Origin of the sequence: Oceanicaulis sp., from assembly GCF_965249665.1 — a bacterium.
Classification (GTDB): Bacteria; Pseudomonadota; Alphaproteobacteria; order Caulobacterales; family Maricaulaceae; genus Oceanicaulis.
On sequence record NZ_OZ252247.1, the window covers coordinates 682,075 to 696,422 of the forward strand.

Below are 14,348 nucleotides of genomic sequence, written 5' to 3' on the forward strand. Positions count from 1 at the left end.
CTCAGTCCGTCAGCGATTGCTGGGCGTGATGGGGCGCACGCGCATCCCCTCATAAAGCGCATTCACACCGGCGGTGACAATTTCATCCCCCGGCTCCAGCCCTGTATGGATGACCACCTGACCACCCTCGATCGGGCCTGCAAGCACAGGCTGGCGGCTCACTGCGCCGGACTCAGCGTCAAAGAGCCAGACTGAGAAACTGCCGTCAGGATTGGACGCCAGCGCAGACAGCGGCGCGACGACGCCCTGCGCCTGGTTTGACAGGGTTTGCGGCACATTGACCGTCACAGAAGCGGTCATCCCCGGCAGAATGTTCGCGGGTACGGTGTCGGGCAGCGCCAGCAAAGCCGTATAGGTCTGAGACGCCTGATCCGGCTCCGCCACAAGCTCGCGATATTCCAGCTCGAAACTCTGATCGGGCAGGAAGGGGAAACGCGCGGTCATGCCTGGCCGCTCGTCACGATCCATCTGGGCGATCATGCTTTCAGGCACCTGGATGGCGACCCGCAACTCACTGACATCCTGGATGCGCACCACCGGCTGGCCTGCCGAGACGGTGGTGTAATTGTCGACAAGCCGTCGGCTGATCAGCCCGTCAAAGGGCGCATTGACTGTCGCGTACTCAAGATTCTGACGGGCCGTGTCGAGCGCGACGACGCGCAGATCGTAAGCTGTCTGCGCATCTTCCAGCGCAGCGTCCGATGCAATGCCGCGTTCATTGAGCGTTCTCTGCCGATCCAGGTTTTGACGCGCCTGTTGCAGCTGAACCTGCGTCTCGCGTCGGGCGCGTTCGAAATCCTGGGCCTCAAGCTGGGCTACCAGGGCGCCCTGCTCGATCAGCTGGCCTTCCGACACCGGAAACTCCGACAGTCGACCTCCGACCTGAAAGGAGAGATCGACAGTGAGGCGCGCTTCCACACGCCCCACAAACTCACGCTGGTTGGAGGTGGCGGCCGCTTGTACGACTTCGATGCGCGCGGCCCTGGGCGGCGCCTGCTCTTCTGGTTCAGCGGGAGAGCAGGCGGCGAGAACGCCAAAGGCGATTACCCCCAGCATCAGTTTTCGGGTGTTCATCGGGGAGGCTCCGTAACAAGAGCGATGAGGCGAGCTTCTATGGCTTCGCGCTCATCTGGCGAACAGGTTTCAAGACCCAGAATTTCGGAGAAATGCAGGCCGTCTGCGGCCAGCATGACGATCCGGGCCACATAGGGGTCGGAGGCGTAGGTCAGCATGTCTTCGCGGATATGCTGATAAACTTGGCGGATCGGCTCAATGAGCTCAGGGCTTTCCGCCAGCGCCGCCAGCAGCCCCATATGCACCTGCCGGTCCACATGCTTGTCGTCAAATAACGCCGAGATCAGTGCGGGCAGGAGCGGCGTGTTCTCTGCGAGAGCCTGCGCTTTTGCAGTTTCATGCCGCTCCAGAAAACGATCGATCATACGCTGGATCATGCCCTCGATCAGCGCTTTCTTGGACGGGAAATTGTAAAGAACGCCCCCTTTCGAAAACCCGCTTTCCTTGACAACCGCATCAATGGTCAAGCTGGCCCCGTCACGCGCGACCACGCGCTCCGCCGCGTCCAGGATAAGCTCGGACGTGCTTGGCTTGTCATCAGAAGACGGGGCTGACGGGGTATAATTCAAAAGGGACGCCTCAAAGCTGGAACATGATTGCTGCACTGCATCTATACCGTCTGGACGGTTTTACAACCCCAAACCGACCAGACGGTACAGATTTTCTTGTTCCAGGACCGCGTACAGGCCCGGATGTGACAGAATCTTGAAAAAGGCGGCTCGAGCGGACGGTTTGACTTCCCGCATCGCCTCGCCCTTGCTATCGGGTGGCGCAAAGCAGCGTCTTGGCGCTGTGAGGGGCCAAACAACTAGGAAATGATCTTATGGCGGATCTTGGTCAGCTGGGCGTCTTCGGGGTCCCGCTCTTTGCGCTGATAGGCTTTATGTTCGCCGCCTACGCCATCGTGGCGAACGATGTCATCCAGACACTCGGTACATTTCTGGCGTCCAACGCCAAACGTCCCTGGCTGGTGCTCTGGGCGTTCGCCGCCTCCATCATTGTTGCGGTGATGCTCTACGGGTATTTCGGTCAAGACGGCGATATCGCCTTTGGGCGCCTGAACCGCATTCCTTATCCCGAAACCGGCATTCAATGGTGGCATATCCTGCCGCCGCTTGTGCTGCTGATCCTGACGCGGTTCGGCATCCCGGTCTCCACCACCTTCCTCGTCCTGACCATATTCACCCTAACCGGCGGCGCCGCCACGGCAGGCGTGCTGGGCAGCATGATGATCAAGTCCTTGATGGGCTATCTGGTCGCCTTCGCCGCGGGCGCGCTGCTCTTCGCGCTGATCTCGCGCATGTTCGAGACCTGGGTTTTCAAGACCGATGTAGAAGACCACGGCACCCCGAACTGGCATATTCCCATGGTCGCCGGGCTGACTTCACTTCTGGTCTACCTGCTGGTGAGCGGGCCGACCCTGCCCGACCTCGCCAACGCCAACTGGATCGCGACCGGGTTTGTGCTTGCCGGCAGCATCGTCCTGGCTCTGGTCACCCATCGCTTCAACACCTGGTTCGTTCTGCAATGGCTGTCGACCGGCTTTTTGTGGTCGCAGTGGCTGATGCAGGATCTGGCGAATATTTTTGTCTACCTGCCGCGCGAGACCGTTGTGGACCCGGTGTCCGGCGATGTCAGCGTCACCTTCTCGTTCGGGCTTCTGGTCTTCGCGACCTTGCTGATGCTGGGCCTGCACGCCCTGATCTTCGCGGCCCGCGGCGGCGAGATTCAAAAGATCGTTTTGTCCAAAACCAATACCGTGGATGTGCGCGCAGCCACTATTGTTGATTTCTCTTTCGGCATCATCTTGATGTATTTCAAAGAGATTAACGACATCCCCATGAGCACGACCTGGGTCTTCCTGGGGCTGCTGGCGGGGCGCGAATTGGCCATTTCCATCGTTGCGAAACTGCGCGGCGTGAAAGACGCAGCCTTTGACGTGACGACTGACATTATCCGTGCGCTGATTGGCCTGGTGATTTCAGTAGCCATGGCTCTGGGACTACCCTTCCTGGCCACAGGCAATCTGCCCGATATCAGGGAAGCGCTCGGCATCGCACAGGTCGAGCCGATCTCATCTGAGATGTCTGAGCTGGCGCAGATATCTGACGACGATGCTGATACGCGCTAACGCACCGCTCTAGACTTTCATTTTAAAGACCCCGTCGTTCCGGCGGGGTCTTTTTTGACGCAGCTTCTCCTCAGAACTGTAAAAATCACCATTCAGTGATGGCGGGTTTACAGGTCCGTGCTAAATCCGATGTGGGCAGGATTGATTAAGGGGATTGGTTGGGCATGCAGACCTCGACCAAACAGGACGAAGTCGAGCCGGACAAATCAGGCTGGGTCGGCTGGATACAGATTGCCGCGATCATTGCGATCATCGTAATCGCTATGATGATGACAGCGGTGTTATCGTCAGGCGGCGGACGCGAGCCCCAAGCGGCGCCTGAACGCGCGGCGACACCCGTACAAACCATCCGACCCGCGCCCGCCGCACATCAAGTTGAAGTCGCCCTCACCGGATCCGTCGCGTCCCCATCTGACGTCACCTTGACGCCGCAAGTCAGCGGTCGCGTCATTGAGGTATCGGAGGCGGTGCGCGCCGGCGCTCATTTCGAGCCGGACGAGGTCTTGTTTCGCATCGACCCCCGCGATTACGAAGTGGCGGTGTCTCGCGCACAGGCCAGCCTCGCCGATGCGCAGAGCGCACTCGAGCAAGTGGAGGCCGAGGCTGAGATCAATCGCGCTGAATGGCGTCGTCAATATCCCAATCGTGAGATCACGCCCCTCGCCGCCCGCGAGCCGCAACTGTCCGCTGCGCGGGCGCGTGTCGCTTCCGCCCAAGCCGACCTGTCCCAAGCCCGTCTCAATCTTGAACGCACCGAGATCAGCTTTCCCTTCCGCGGCCGCGTGATTGAAAGCCGCGTCGAAGCGGGGCAATTGGTCAGCGCCGGTCAGAGTTATGGCTCGGTCTACGACATAGCCCGCCTGGAAATCATCGCTCCGATCGCGCCATCTGATCTGCAGCGCCTGGCCCCGGCTGTGGGGCGTCAGGCCGACCTGACCGTCGGAGAGAGCGCCTTGACCCTTCAAGGTGAGATCGTTCGAGAGGGCGCCAGCCTGGACGCGCGCACCCGCTTCATCGACCTGTTCATCGAGCCGGCGTCTGCGGACGCCCTGCGACCCGGGCAGTTTGTTGATGTTCGGATCTCGGGCCCGGATCTGGATGACAGCGTCGTGGCGCCCGCGTCCGCGCTTGCAGGCCTAAACCAGGTCCGGATCGTGCGTGAGGGCCGCATCGCGGAAGTTGAAGTGATCGTACTGGATCGCGTTGGCGATCAGGTCTTCCTCCGCCCCTTCGATTTCGGAGAGGGCGTGATCATCACACCCGTCCCGGAAAACGCTCTGGGGCGCCGCGCGAACATTCTGAGCGGTGACGAGGCGGCTCTGTGACCGAGCCCGTTCTGCCCCCTTCCGCGCATTCAAGCTGGCCAGCCAAAGGCTTGATCACCTGGTTCGTCCGCAACCCTGTTGCGGCCAACCTTTTGATGGTCCTGTTTCTTCTGGGCGGCGGCATTACGGCCTTCACTCTGCAGACAGAGGTGTTTCCCACCCTTCAACCCCGCAATGTGCAAGTGGCGGTGATCTATCCCGGCGCAACACCCGGGGATGTGGAAGATTCTGTCACCCGCCGCATCGAAGAGGCCGTGATCGGGCTGGAAGGTGTGGATCGGGTCCGCTCGGTCGCCTCTGAAGGCCGCGGCACAGTGACCATCGAGCTCCAGGACTTCGCCGACGCCCAAGTGGTCAAAGATGACGTGGAAACCGCTGTTTCCGCCATCGCCGATTTTCCGCCTGCTGACGCCGAGCAGCCCCAGATCCGCGTCCCTCAGCCTGTCACCACCATTCTTACGTTCGCGCTGACCGGGGCTGTCGATGAGGCCTCCTTGCGGGAGACCGGCTCGCGCATCGAACGTGACATGCTGGCCGAAGACGGGATCTCCACCGTGCGACTGCGCGGCGTCAGGGCGTTGGAAATATCCATCTCTGTGTCCGAAGACGCCTTGCGACAGTATGGACTGACCTTCTCGGAAGTCGCGAACGCCGTGCGCGCGGCTTCGGTGGACCTGTCAGGGGGTGAAATCCGAACCCAGGCCGGTGATATCCTTCTGCGCACCAACGCCCGGCGCGAGACCGGCGCAGAGTTTGAAAACATCATTCTGCGCTCGTCTGAAACCGGGGCGCGGGTCCGTCTGGGGGATGTCGCCGAAATCAATGACGGGTTTGAGGAAGATCCGCTGATCTCGCGCTTCAACGGTCAGCCCGCAGTCTTCATTGATGTCCAGACCCAGGGCTCTGAAGACCTTTTGGGCGTACGCAACACCGCCATGGCGTTCGCGGACACCTTGGACCTGCCGCCCGGCGTGCAGATGGAGCTGGTGGTTGATCAGTCCCAAGTCTTTCGGGACCGGATTTCACTCCTGGCGCGGAACGCCATCATCGGCTTCACACTGGTGTTCCTGCTTCTCGTGCTGGTTCTCGATCTGCGCCTGGCCTTCTGGGTGTCCATGGGCGTTCCGATCTCGTTCCTGGGCGGATTCGCCCTGTTTGGCATCGCCGGGGTCACGATGAATTTCATCACCACGTTCGGCCTGATCGTCGTGCTGGGGATCGTGGTGGATGACGCCATCGTGGTGGGCGAGAACACCGACCGAGAACGCCAGAAAGGCCGCTCTAACGAAGACGCAGCAATCGCAGGCGTGACGGGCGTCGCCGCGCCGGTTCTGGTCGGCGTTCTGACCACCATGGCGGCCTTCGGACCCCTGATCTTCTCAGGCGGCACGTTTGGAGAGATCACACGCCCCATACCCATCGTGGTGATTTCAATTCTGGCGATCTCCCTGGTCGAGGCTTTCTTGATCCTGCCCTCTCACCTGGCTCATGGCGGACACTGGTCGCGGGGTCCGCTGGCGCGGATTCAGGCGCGGGTGGCCCGGCTGCTCACCGCCTTCGCTGATGGAACCGTCAGCCGCTGGGCGCGCTTCGCGGCGCGCATGCGCTGGCTGGTGGCGGCCGCCGGCATCGCCATTCTGGTTCTGGTCATGTCGCTGGCGACCTCCGGGATTGTCCGGTTCGTATTCTTCCCGGCGATTGAATCTGAACAGATCACCGCCGATATCAGCCTGCCCGACGGAGCGCCCTTCACAGCCACGCGTGACGCCGCAGAGCATATGATCGCCGCCGCGGAAAGCATCCAGCGCGAATACGCTGAGAACGGCGAACCGGTCTTCAAGTCCATCGAAGCGACCATTGGCGGCCGCACCAGCCTGTTCGGCGGGCCGGGCTCCAGCTCGACCACGACCATCGCGTCCAACGCCGCCCAGATACAGATCCAGCTGACCCCGTCCGCGGATCGGACCACCAGCTCGTCCGAGCTCGAAGCGCTCTGGCGCCAACGCACCGGTCAACTGGCGGGGGTGGAGCAACTCTCCATTATTTCTTCGGCTGGTCCGCAAGACTCAGACATCGCCTATGAATTGTCTCACCCTGACACCCCGTCTCTGGAAGCGGCCGTGCGCCAGCTGGCGGAGTCTCTCGCCCAGCTCGACGGCGTCTCAGAGATCGAGGATGGGCTCGACATCGGTAAACGCCAGCTCAACTTCACCCTCACCCCGGCGGGCGAGGCGGCGGGTCTGAGCCCGCGCGATGTGGCCCGGCAAGTGCGCCAGGCGTTCTTCGGTGAAGAAGTGCAGCGCATCCAGCGCGGCTCCGACGAATTGCGGGTCTTTGTCCGCTATCCGGAGGAGGAGCGCGTCGGCCTGTCAGACCTGACCGACCTGCGCATTCGCACCGCCGACGGACAAAGCCTGCCGCTCAGCGTCGCCGCCACGATCACCGAAAGCCGCAGCTATACCCGGATCGAGCGCATTGACGGACGCCGCATCGTTGAAGTGACCGCCGATGTGGACGAAGCGCGCCTCACCCCCGGAGAAGCGCGGGCGCAGGTTGAAACCACCATATTGCCGCAACTGGTGGAGCAATATCCCGAGCTGCGCTGGACCCTGGCGGGCGCCGGGCGCGAACAGGCCGAGGATTTCGCAAGCCTGGGCCAAGGCCTGCTGATCGCCATCGTGATCATGTACGCCCTGCTCGCCACCCAGCTGCGCAGCTATGTGCAGCCCATCATCATCCTGATCGCTATTCCGTTTGGTATAGGCGGCGCGATCCTGGGGCATTTCTTTCTCGGATATTCGCTGTCTTTCCCATCCATTTTCGGCATGGTGGCGCTGTCGGGCGTGGTGGTGAACGCCTCGATCGTGTTGATCGACCGCTATAATCTCAACCAGTCTGAACGTGGCTTGTCATCGGTGGACGCGATCGCCGAGGCCGCCGGTCGCCGCTTTCGCCCGGTCCTGGTCACCACGCTGACAACCGCACTGGGCTTGCTGCCGATCATCGCCGAGCAAAGCCCGCAAGCCCAGTTCCTGGTGCCCATGGCGGTGTCGCTGGGCGCGGGCCTCGTCTTCGCCTCGATCTCCATTCTGATGCTGTTGCCCGCACTGGTGCTGATCATCGACGATCTGCGCGGCGCGCCCCTCAAAAGCCTGGCGGGGATCGCCGCGTTGATAGCGGGGTTGGTCCTGATCAACATCGCCGGATTGATCGGGTTGATCGTCCTGGCTGCGATTGGCGGGTTGATCGGCTGGCGGATCTGGCGACGGCGCCGGGTTACCGCCTAGAGCGGGCGAGCTCCAAGGCGGCTTCAAAAGCAGGGTCTCGCCCCTCAAGCCAACTGTCATAGGTTTCCGGAGCCAGTACGTCAGGGGTAAACCCCTGCCCGAACTCTGGATCCCGCATGGCGCTGCGCTGGTAAAGCCAGGGAACACGCACCACAATGCCGCTATTGGGTAGATTCAAGAACCAAATGATCCCGGCCGTCGGTCCTTCCTGACTGCCGCCTGTACGCTCACCGACCAAGGTGACATGGGATTGTTCAGCCAGCACCCCGTACATCAGCGTGACCCCGGAGGCATTGCGCTGACTGGTCAGGATAATGATCTCACCCTCAAAGGCATCTGCGGCTCGGGTAAAGGGAACGGTCTGATTGTTCGCGCGCGCGCTGACGTCCCGACGTCCGTCAGGACGTTCAGGATACCAGTCCGGATTGGGTGACAGGGCGTTCGGATCCCAAGTCTGGATATGATCGCGCACCCCCTCAAAATCGATCGTCGTCACCCAAATCTCGCTGGTATGCTGTATGGGCGTGTCCGAGCTAAGATAAGAGAGCAGGCTCTGCATCACCTCGGTCGATCCGCCGCCATTGCGGCGCACGTCAACGATCAGGGTTTCAACCCCATCCGCGTTCAGCTCGGCAAAGATCGGCTGGAAGACCGAATCGGGGCTGATCGGCGTGCGATAATTCACGAACGTTTCCACGCTCAGCACCGCCACGCCGTCGGCCGGTCGTGTGACGCTGACCGCATCGGGATCTGAGAAATTACGCCAGCGTGTTTCCCCGCTCAGCGCGCGAAAGTCGGCATAGCCAATACGGGACAGCATTATGGTGCGGATCTCAGGCTCACCAGGACGTTGAATTTCAAGCACGACCTGATCATCATCCGGCGCAAGCAAAGCCTCGAAATGATCGAAGCCCGAGCCGAGAAATTCACCGGAGCTCTCAAGTTGTGCGTCGCGCACATGATCGGTGTAGCCATCCACGGGCATGTATCGGCGCGCGGCCTGAAGGCGCTCTGAGACCGGGTCGCCGTCAATGCGAAGCACTTCATCGCCGCGTGTGAGAGCCGACCCCTCCGCCACATGCTCCACATACATGCGCTCCTCAAACAGACGCATGCGGAACGGCAAATAGACAGGCTCTGTTTCCCATGACTGCTCAACAAGATCAGGCAATTCCGCCTTGGTGTGATCACAGCGGATATCGGCCAAGAGCGCTGAGAGCCCCAGATACAACTCTGCTAAATCCGCCCCGTCTTCGGCAGCCTGCGCCATGGCCGCCCAATGTGCGTCCAGCTCGGCGCGTTCAGTATAGCGATCATATCCAGGATGCAGGCGCTCCAAAGCGTCACGCGCCAGGGCCAGGTCTTCGCGGACCTCTTCAGGGTCGAACTGGATATTGGGCGGCTCAGCTTGAGTGACAGCCAGTGTCAAAACGGCAAGTGAGAGGAGCATCGCGACCTACAATCATGAAATTTTCTAAGTCCTGATTATACGGCAGCCATAAGGCATAAGATCATTACAAAAAACCCCGCCTCTCGCGAGGCGGGGTTCTAACGTCTCAGGACAACAGCCCTATTCAGGCTTGGGCAAATCCGCGCGGCCCGATTGCTCCTTGGCGATGCGTGCGATCAGGTCTTCGACCTTCATTGTGCCCAGATCGCCATGATCGCGGTGACGCACGGCCACTTCGCCGTTTTCCGCTTCCGCATCGCCGACCACAAGCATGTAGGGGATCTGACGGTTCTGGGCGTTTCGGATTTTCTTCTGCATGCGCTCGGAGGCGAAATCCGTTTCAACGCGAACGCCCGTGTTCACCGAGTCCACATCAGAGAGGAAGAGTTTGTCTTTGACAGCCTGGGCATACTCTTCATGACGATCCGCAATCGGGATCACCACCGCCTGGGTCGGGCTCAACCAGGTCGGGAACTTGCCCGCATAGTGCTCAATCAAGAAGGCGGTGAAGCGCTCATGACTGCCCAGCGGCGCGCGGTGGATCACATAAACCGGCTTCTTATCGCCATCAGCCGCGGTGTATTCCAGCTCAAAGCGTTTGGTCGCCATGAAGTCGAGCTGGTTTGTGGAGATGGCGTATTCGGTGCCGACCACCGACTTCACCATGAAGTCCACCTTCGGGCCGTAGAAGGCCGCCTCGCCCTCGACTTCCTTATACGGATAACCGGACTCGTCCATCGCCTGCTTGAGGATATCCAGCGCCGTCTTCCAGCCCTCGGCGTCATCGACATATTTGTCGAGGTTTTCCATATCCGGCAGGGACAGGCGCATCCAGAAATCGTCAATGCCGAACAGGCGGTAATAATCCGCGTGCATATGCATCACGTCCAGGAACTCGTCCTTGGCCTGGTCGGGACGGCAATAGATATGCGCATCGTTCTGACAGAAACCACGCACACGCATCAGGCCCGACAGACCGCCTGAAGCCTCATAGCGATAGACCTGGCCGTATTCAGACAGGCGTACCGGCAGGTCACGATAAGACCATTGGTCATGCGCATAGATCATGTGGTGGTGCGGGCAGTTCATCGGGCGCAGATAGTATTCCTGCTCATCAATCATGATGGGCGCATACATGTCTTCCGCATAAAACGGCAAATGTCCCGAGCGATGATAAAGCTCGCCCTTGGTGATGTGCGGGGTGGAGACGCGGCGATAGCCGGCGCGGTGCTCGGTGATGCGCGCAAGCTTTTCCAGCTCGTCCCGGATCACATTGCCCGCAGGCAGCCACATGGGCAGGCCGGCGCCCACCTCTTCCACCAGGGTGAACAGGCCCAACTCCTTGCCGATCTTGCGGTGATCACGCTTGGCCTGTTCTTCCAGACGGGTGACTTCGGCTTCGAGCTCGTCCTTTGTCTCGTAAGCCAGAGCATGGATACGCTGCAGCTGGGCGTTGTTCGCATCGCCGCGCCAATAGGCGCCGGCGATCGAACGCAGCTTGAACTCACCCACCTGACCCGAATGCTCCACATGCGGGCCGCGGCACAGATCAACGAAATCGCCGGTGCGATAAAAGGTGATCTCGTCCAGGCCCTCGCCCGCGACGGATTCGTCCCCCGTCTCTTTGGCGATAGCGGTCGAGCCCTTGTCGCGCAGAAGTTTGAGAAGCTCGACTTTGAAGTCCTGGCCTTCCTTGGCCATGTAGTCGATGGCCTCGTCGATGCCGTGCGCTTCGCAATAGAACTTTTTCTTTTTCTTGCGCAGCTCTTTCATGCGCTTCTCGATCTTCGGAAGGTCCTCGACCGTCAGCGGCTCTTCGAGCTGGATGTCATAATAAAACCCTGTGGCTGTCGCCGGACCCACGCCAAACTTGGCGTTCGGCCAGAGGTCCTTGATCGCCGCAGCCATCAGATGGGCTGCGGAGTGACGGCGCGTCTCTACCGGGAAGTTATCCTGCGACATGATTTTTCAGGCTTCTATGACAAATAAGAGGTTGGGATGAACGTAAGAACATTACGCTCATCTCCGTTTAATTCCTCACTTCGGGCCTGTCCATAAAGCGTGCTGCGCCGCACGCCTTCAAATCTCTAGACCGAAACCGAATGCCGGGCTTCGCTTGAGGCGAGATATCCGTCAAACGCCGCCGCCACGAGCCGGGCCAGCGGGCGATAGACCGGGTTGACGATGATAAGGCCGCTCTCGATCATCACCACGCCTGATCGGGTCAGATCCTCAAGGTCCGCTTGAGGGGCCGGCAGGCCATAACAAGCCGCCACCGCTTCCGGATCAACGCTGAGATAGGTCATCACCTGTTCGATGATCGCGGCGCGCATCGCGTCTTCCCGGTTGACCACGACGCCTTTGCCGACGGGCAGACGCCCGGCCTGCACATCCAGCATCCAGCTGCGGACATCAGCCTTGTTCTGCATGTAACCCTGCGGCGTCTGACCGATGGCGGACGCGCCCAGCGCGATCAGGGTGTCGGCCTTGTCCGTGGTGTAGCCCTGAAAGTTCCGGCGCAGGGTTCCGGTTTCAAGCGCCCGCGTCATCGGATCATCAGGGCGGGCATAATGATCAATACCGATCAACGAATAGCCGCACGCCGTCAGCGCCGCCTCCATGACGTCCGCCTGTTTCAAACGCGCCTTGGCGTCGGGTAAATCCTCGTCCTTGATCAGGCGTTGATGAGATTTCATGTGCGGCACATGAGCGTAGCCGAACACCGCCAGACGATCGGGGTTCAACGCCGCGGCCGCCTCTGCACTGGCGCGGGCGCTGTCATCGGTCTGAAGCGGCAAGCCATAGAGAAGATCAGCATTGATCTTCATCACCCCCGCCTCGCGCAACCGGGTGAACGCCGCTTCCACCACTTCATAGGGCTGGATGCGGTTGATCGCGCGCTGCACCGCCGGATCAAAGCTCTGCACGCCTGTCGAGGCGCGCGTAAATCCGTTGCGCGCCAGACCTTGCGCGTCATCGCGGGTGAAGTGACGCGGGTCGATCTCGATGGCGAGCTCTGCGTCATCCGCAAAATCAAACCGGTCCCGGATCGCGCTCATCAGGCGGTCCATCTGCGCAGGGGTCAGGATCGCCGGCGTGCCACCGCCCAGCGCCAGGTGCGACACCCGCATCCGGCCCGGCAAACGGTCCGCGACCAGGGTCAACTCTTGCAACAGGATTGTCAGATAGGCCTCAATCGGACCTTCTGAGGTGGTCGCCCGGGTGTTACAGCCACAATACCAGCACAGGGATTTGCAATACGGAACATGGACATAGAGCGAGATCGGCTTGCCGCGATCCAGCGTGTCCAGCCAGTCGCCATAAACCGCCGCATCGACGCCCGAATGAAAATGCGGCGCAGTGGGATAGCTGGTGTAGCGCGGGCTGCGGTATTGGCCATAACGCAGCAAGGTGTTGATCCGGGACGCCATGACGGGCTCCACTTCTGTGCAAGAGAGCCCCGCTTTAGCGTGCGAGCCCCGGACAGAGCAGTGGACCCGACGTCGCACGCGGCGACCGGTCGCAGGGCCTAGCTGAGCGTGCGGCGCACCGCATCATGCCAGCCCGCCATCTGGCGCTGACGCGGGGCGTCCTCCAACTGCGGCGCGAACGCCCGTTCCGCCTGCCAGAGCGTTGCGGCTTCTGACAGGTCCGAGAACATCCCGATCCCCAGCCCCGCCAGGAAGGCTGCGCCCCAGGCGGTGGCCTCGGCGTTGACCGGGCGCACGGTCTCCACGGCGCAAATATCGGCCAGACGCTGCATCAGCGCGTCATTGACGGCCATGCCGCCATCGACTTTCAGTGTACGGACGTCCACCCCGTCGCTGGCCACAGCCGTCAGAAGATCCTGGGTCTGATACACGGTGGAATCCAGCGCCGCGCGCGCGATCTCGGCGCGGCCCGCCCCGCGGCTGAGCCCGCACAACACGCCGCGCGCATCAGGGTCCCAATGCGGCGCGCCAAGGCCTGAAAAGGCAGGCACCAGATAGACACCGCATTCAGGGTCAGCGCTTTGCGCCAGCGCCTCGATTTCAGACGAGCGCGCGATCATCCCGAGACCATCGCGCAGCCATTGCACCGTCGCGCCTGCGGACAGGATCGAGCCTTCCAGGGCAAAGGAGGATTTCCCGTTCAACCGCCAGGCCGTGGTCGCCAGCAAACGGTTTTCAGACCGGACAGGCCTGTCGCCTGTATTCACCAACAAGAACGCGCCCGTGCCATAAGTCGACTTCACCTCGCCGGGGTGCAGGCAGGCCTGCCCCAGCGCCGCCGCTTGCTGATCCCCGGCTGCGGCGCAAATGGGTATCGCCCGGCCCAGAATGGAGCGGTCGGTCTCGCCATACCGGCCCGCACTGTCCACGACGTCCGGCAGAACCGCCCGCGGGACATTGAACAGGCGCAGCAGCGCCTCATCCCAGTCCGCGGCCTCCAGCGCATAAAGGCTGGTGCGGCTGGCGTTCGTGGCGTCTGTGATGTGGACCCGGCCGCCCGTGAGCCGCCAGATCAGAAAACTGTCCACCGTGCCGAAGGCCAGCTTGCCCGCCTCCGCTTTCTCCCGGGCCCCGGAAACGATATCGAGAATATAGGCGAGCTTTGACGCGGAGAAGTAGGGATCAAGCACCAGCCCCGCCCGCTCCCGCACCAGCGCTTCGGCGCCTTCGGCGCGCAAGTTAGCGCAGGTTCTGGCCGTGCGCCGGTCCTGCCAGACAATCGCGTTATGAATGGGCTGACCCGTCTCACGATCCCAGACCAAAGTCGTCTCACGCTGATTGGTGACGCCGATCGCCTGGACCATCCAGCCTTGGGATTCTGCTGCGCTCATGGCTTTGCGGGCCGTTGAAAGCACTGTCGCCCAGATCACCTCGGGATCATGCTCGACCCAGCCCGGCTGGGGATAACCTTGGGCGAACTCTTCCTGGGCTGTGGCGATCACGCGCCCGGTCTCGTCAAAGACCAATGCGCGTGACGAGGTCGTGCCCTGGTCAAGAGCCAGCAATGCAGGACGGGACATGGTGAAACGCTCCGGGCGGTCTATGGTAGTGATCAAGCTAAGCTGTTCTGACCGGATGGAGAATGCCCTC

General features: G+C 61.4%; 9 protein-coding genes. 3 read left to right on the top strand and 6 right to left on the bottom strand.

The annotated features are described in order from the left end of the window. Positions 1-9: 9 nt before the first annotated feature. The gene (locus ACP154_RS03325; protein WP_421856829.1) at positions 10-1,074 is read right to left on the bottom strand and encodes an efflux RND transporter periplasmic adaptor subunit; all 1,065 of its coding nucleotides are present in this window, start codon (positions 1,072-1,074) and stop codon (positions 10-12) included. Then, positions 1,071-1,643, bottom strand: coding sequence for a TetR family transcriptional regulator (locus ACP154_RS03330; protein WP_158267823.1), 573 nt, complete (start codon positions 1,641-1,643; stop codon positions 1,071-1,073). Before ACP154_RS03330 ends, ACP154_RS03325 begins: the two co-directional genes overlap by 4 nt. A gap of 254 nt (positions 1,644-1,897) precedes the next feature. Between ACP154_RS03330 and ACP154_RS03335 the strand changes: the two genes are divergently transcribed. The 3 genes from ACP154_RS03335 (at position 1,898) to ACP154_RS03345 (ending at position 7,817) form a co-directional block, all read left to right on the top strand. Continuing rightward, the gene (locus ACP154_RS03335; RefSeq protein ID WP_421856826.1) at positions 1,898-3,205 is read left to right on the top strand and encodes a hypothetical protein; all 1,308 of its coding nucleotides are present in this window, start codon (positions 1,898-1,900) and stop codon (positions 3,203-3,205) included. Between the two features lie 164 nt (positions 3,206-3,369). Further along, a complete protein-coding gene (locus ACP154_RS03340) occupies positions 3,370-4,530 on the top strand; it encodes an efflux RND transporter periplasmic adaptor subunit (RefSeq protein WP_421856823.1) in 1,161 nt (386 codons plus the stop codon). After that, entirely contained in the window at positions 4,527-7,817 is a 3,291-nt protein-coding gene (locus tag ACP154_RS03345; RefSeq protein ID WP_421856820.1) for an efflux RND transporter permease subunit, read from the top strand. The genes ACP154_RS03340 and ACP154_RS03345 overlap by 4 nt, the downstream gene beginning before the upstream one ends. Here ACP154_RS03345 and ACP154_RS03350 read toward each other — a convergent pair. The 4 genes from ACP154_RS03350 to glpK all read right to left on the bottom strand — a co-directional run bounded on the left by ACP154_RS03350 (position 7,807) and on the right by glpK (position 14,278). Beyond that, complete coding sequence (locus tag ACP154_RS03350) at positions 7,807-9,267, bottom strand: S41 family peptidase (RefSeq protein WP_421856817.1); 1,461 nt, start codon at positions 9,265-9,267, stop codon at positions 7,807-7,809. The genes ACP154_RS03345 and ACP154_RS03350 overlap by 11 nt on opposite strands. A gap of 120 nt (positions 9,268-9,387) precedes the next feature. After that, positions 9,388-11,229, bottom strand: a complete 1,842-nt coding sequence (thrS, locus tag ACP154_RS03355; protein WP_421856815.1) for a threonine--tRNA ligase — start codon at positions 11,227-11,229, stop codon at positions 9,388-9,390. Positions 11,230-11,354: 125 nt separating this feature from the next. Then, a complete protein-coding gene (gene hemN, locus ACP154_RS03360) occupies positions 11,355-12,698 on the bottom strand; it encodes an oxygen-independent coproporphyrinogen III oxidase (RefSeq protein ID WP_421856812.1) in 1,344 nt (447 codons plus the stop codon). Between the two features lie 98 nt (positions 12,699-12,796). Then, positions 12,797-14,278 carry a glycerol kinase GlpK gene (glpK, locus tag ACP154_RS03365; protein WP_421856809.1) on the bottom strand — a complete coding sequence of 494 codons (1,482 nt, stop codon included), beginning with the start codon at positions 14,276-14,278 and terminating at the stop codon, positions 12,797-12,799. Positions 14,279-14,348 lie beyond the last annotated feature (70 nt).

Excerpts from the sequence above, each read along its gene's own strand:
- ACP154_RS03325 (WP_421856829.1), bottom strand. The coding sequence starts at position 1,074 with ATGAACACCCGAAAACTGATGCTGGGGGTAATCGCCTTTGGCGTTCTC.
- ACP154_RS03335 (WP_421856826.1), top strand. The coding sequence starts at position 1,898 with ATGGCGGATCTTGGTCAGCTGGGCGTCTTCGGGGTCCCGCTCTTTGCG.
- ACP154_RS03340 (WP_421856823.1), top strand. The coding sequence starts at position 3,370 with ATGCAGACCTCGACCAAACAGGACGAAGTCGAGCCGGACAAATCAGGC.
- ACP154_RS03350 (WP_421856817.1), bottom strand. The coding sequence starts at position 9,267 with ATGCTCCTCTCACTTGCCGTTTTGACACTGGCTGTCACTCAAGCTGAG.
- thrS (WP_421856815.1), bottom strand. The coding sequence starts at position 11,229 with ATGTCGCAGGATAACTTCCCGGTAGAGACGCGCCGTCACTCCGCAGCC.
- hemN (WP_421856812.1), bottom strand. The coding sequence starts at position 12,698 with ATGGCGTCCCGGATCAACACCTTGCTGCGTTATGGCCAATACCGCAGC.
- glpK (WP_421856809.1), bottom strand. The coding sequence starts at position 14,278 with ATGTCCCGTCCTGCATTGCTGGCTCTTGACCAGGGCACGACCTCGTCA.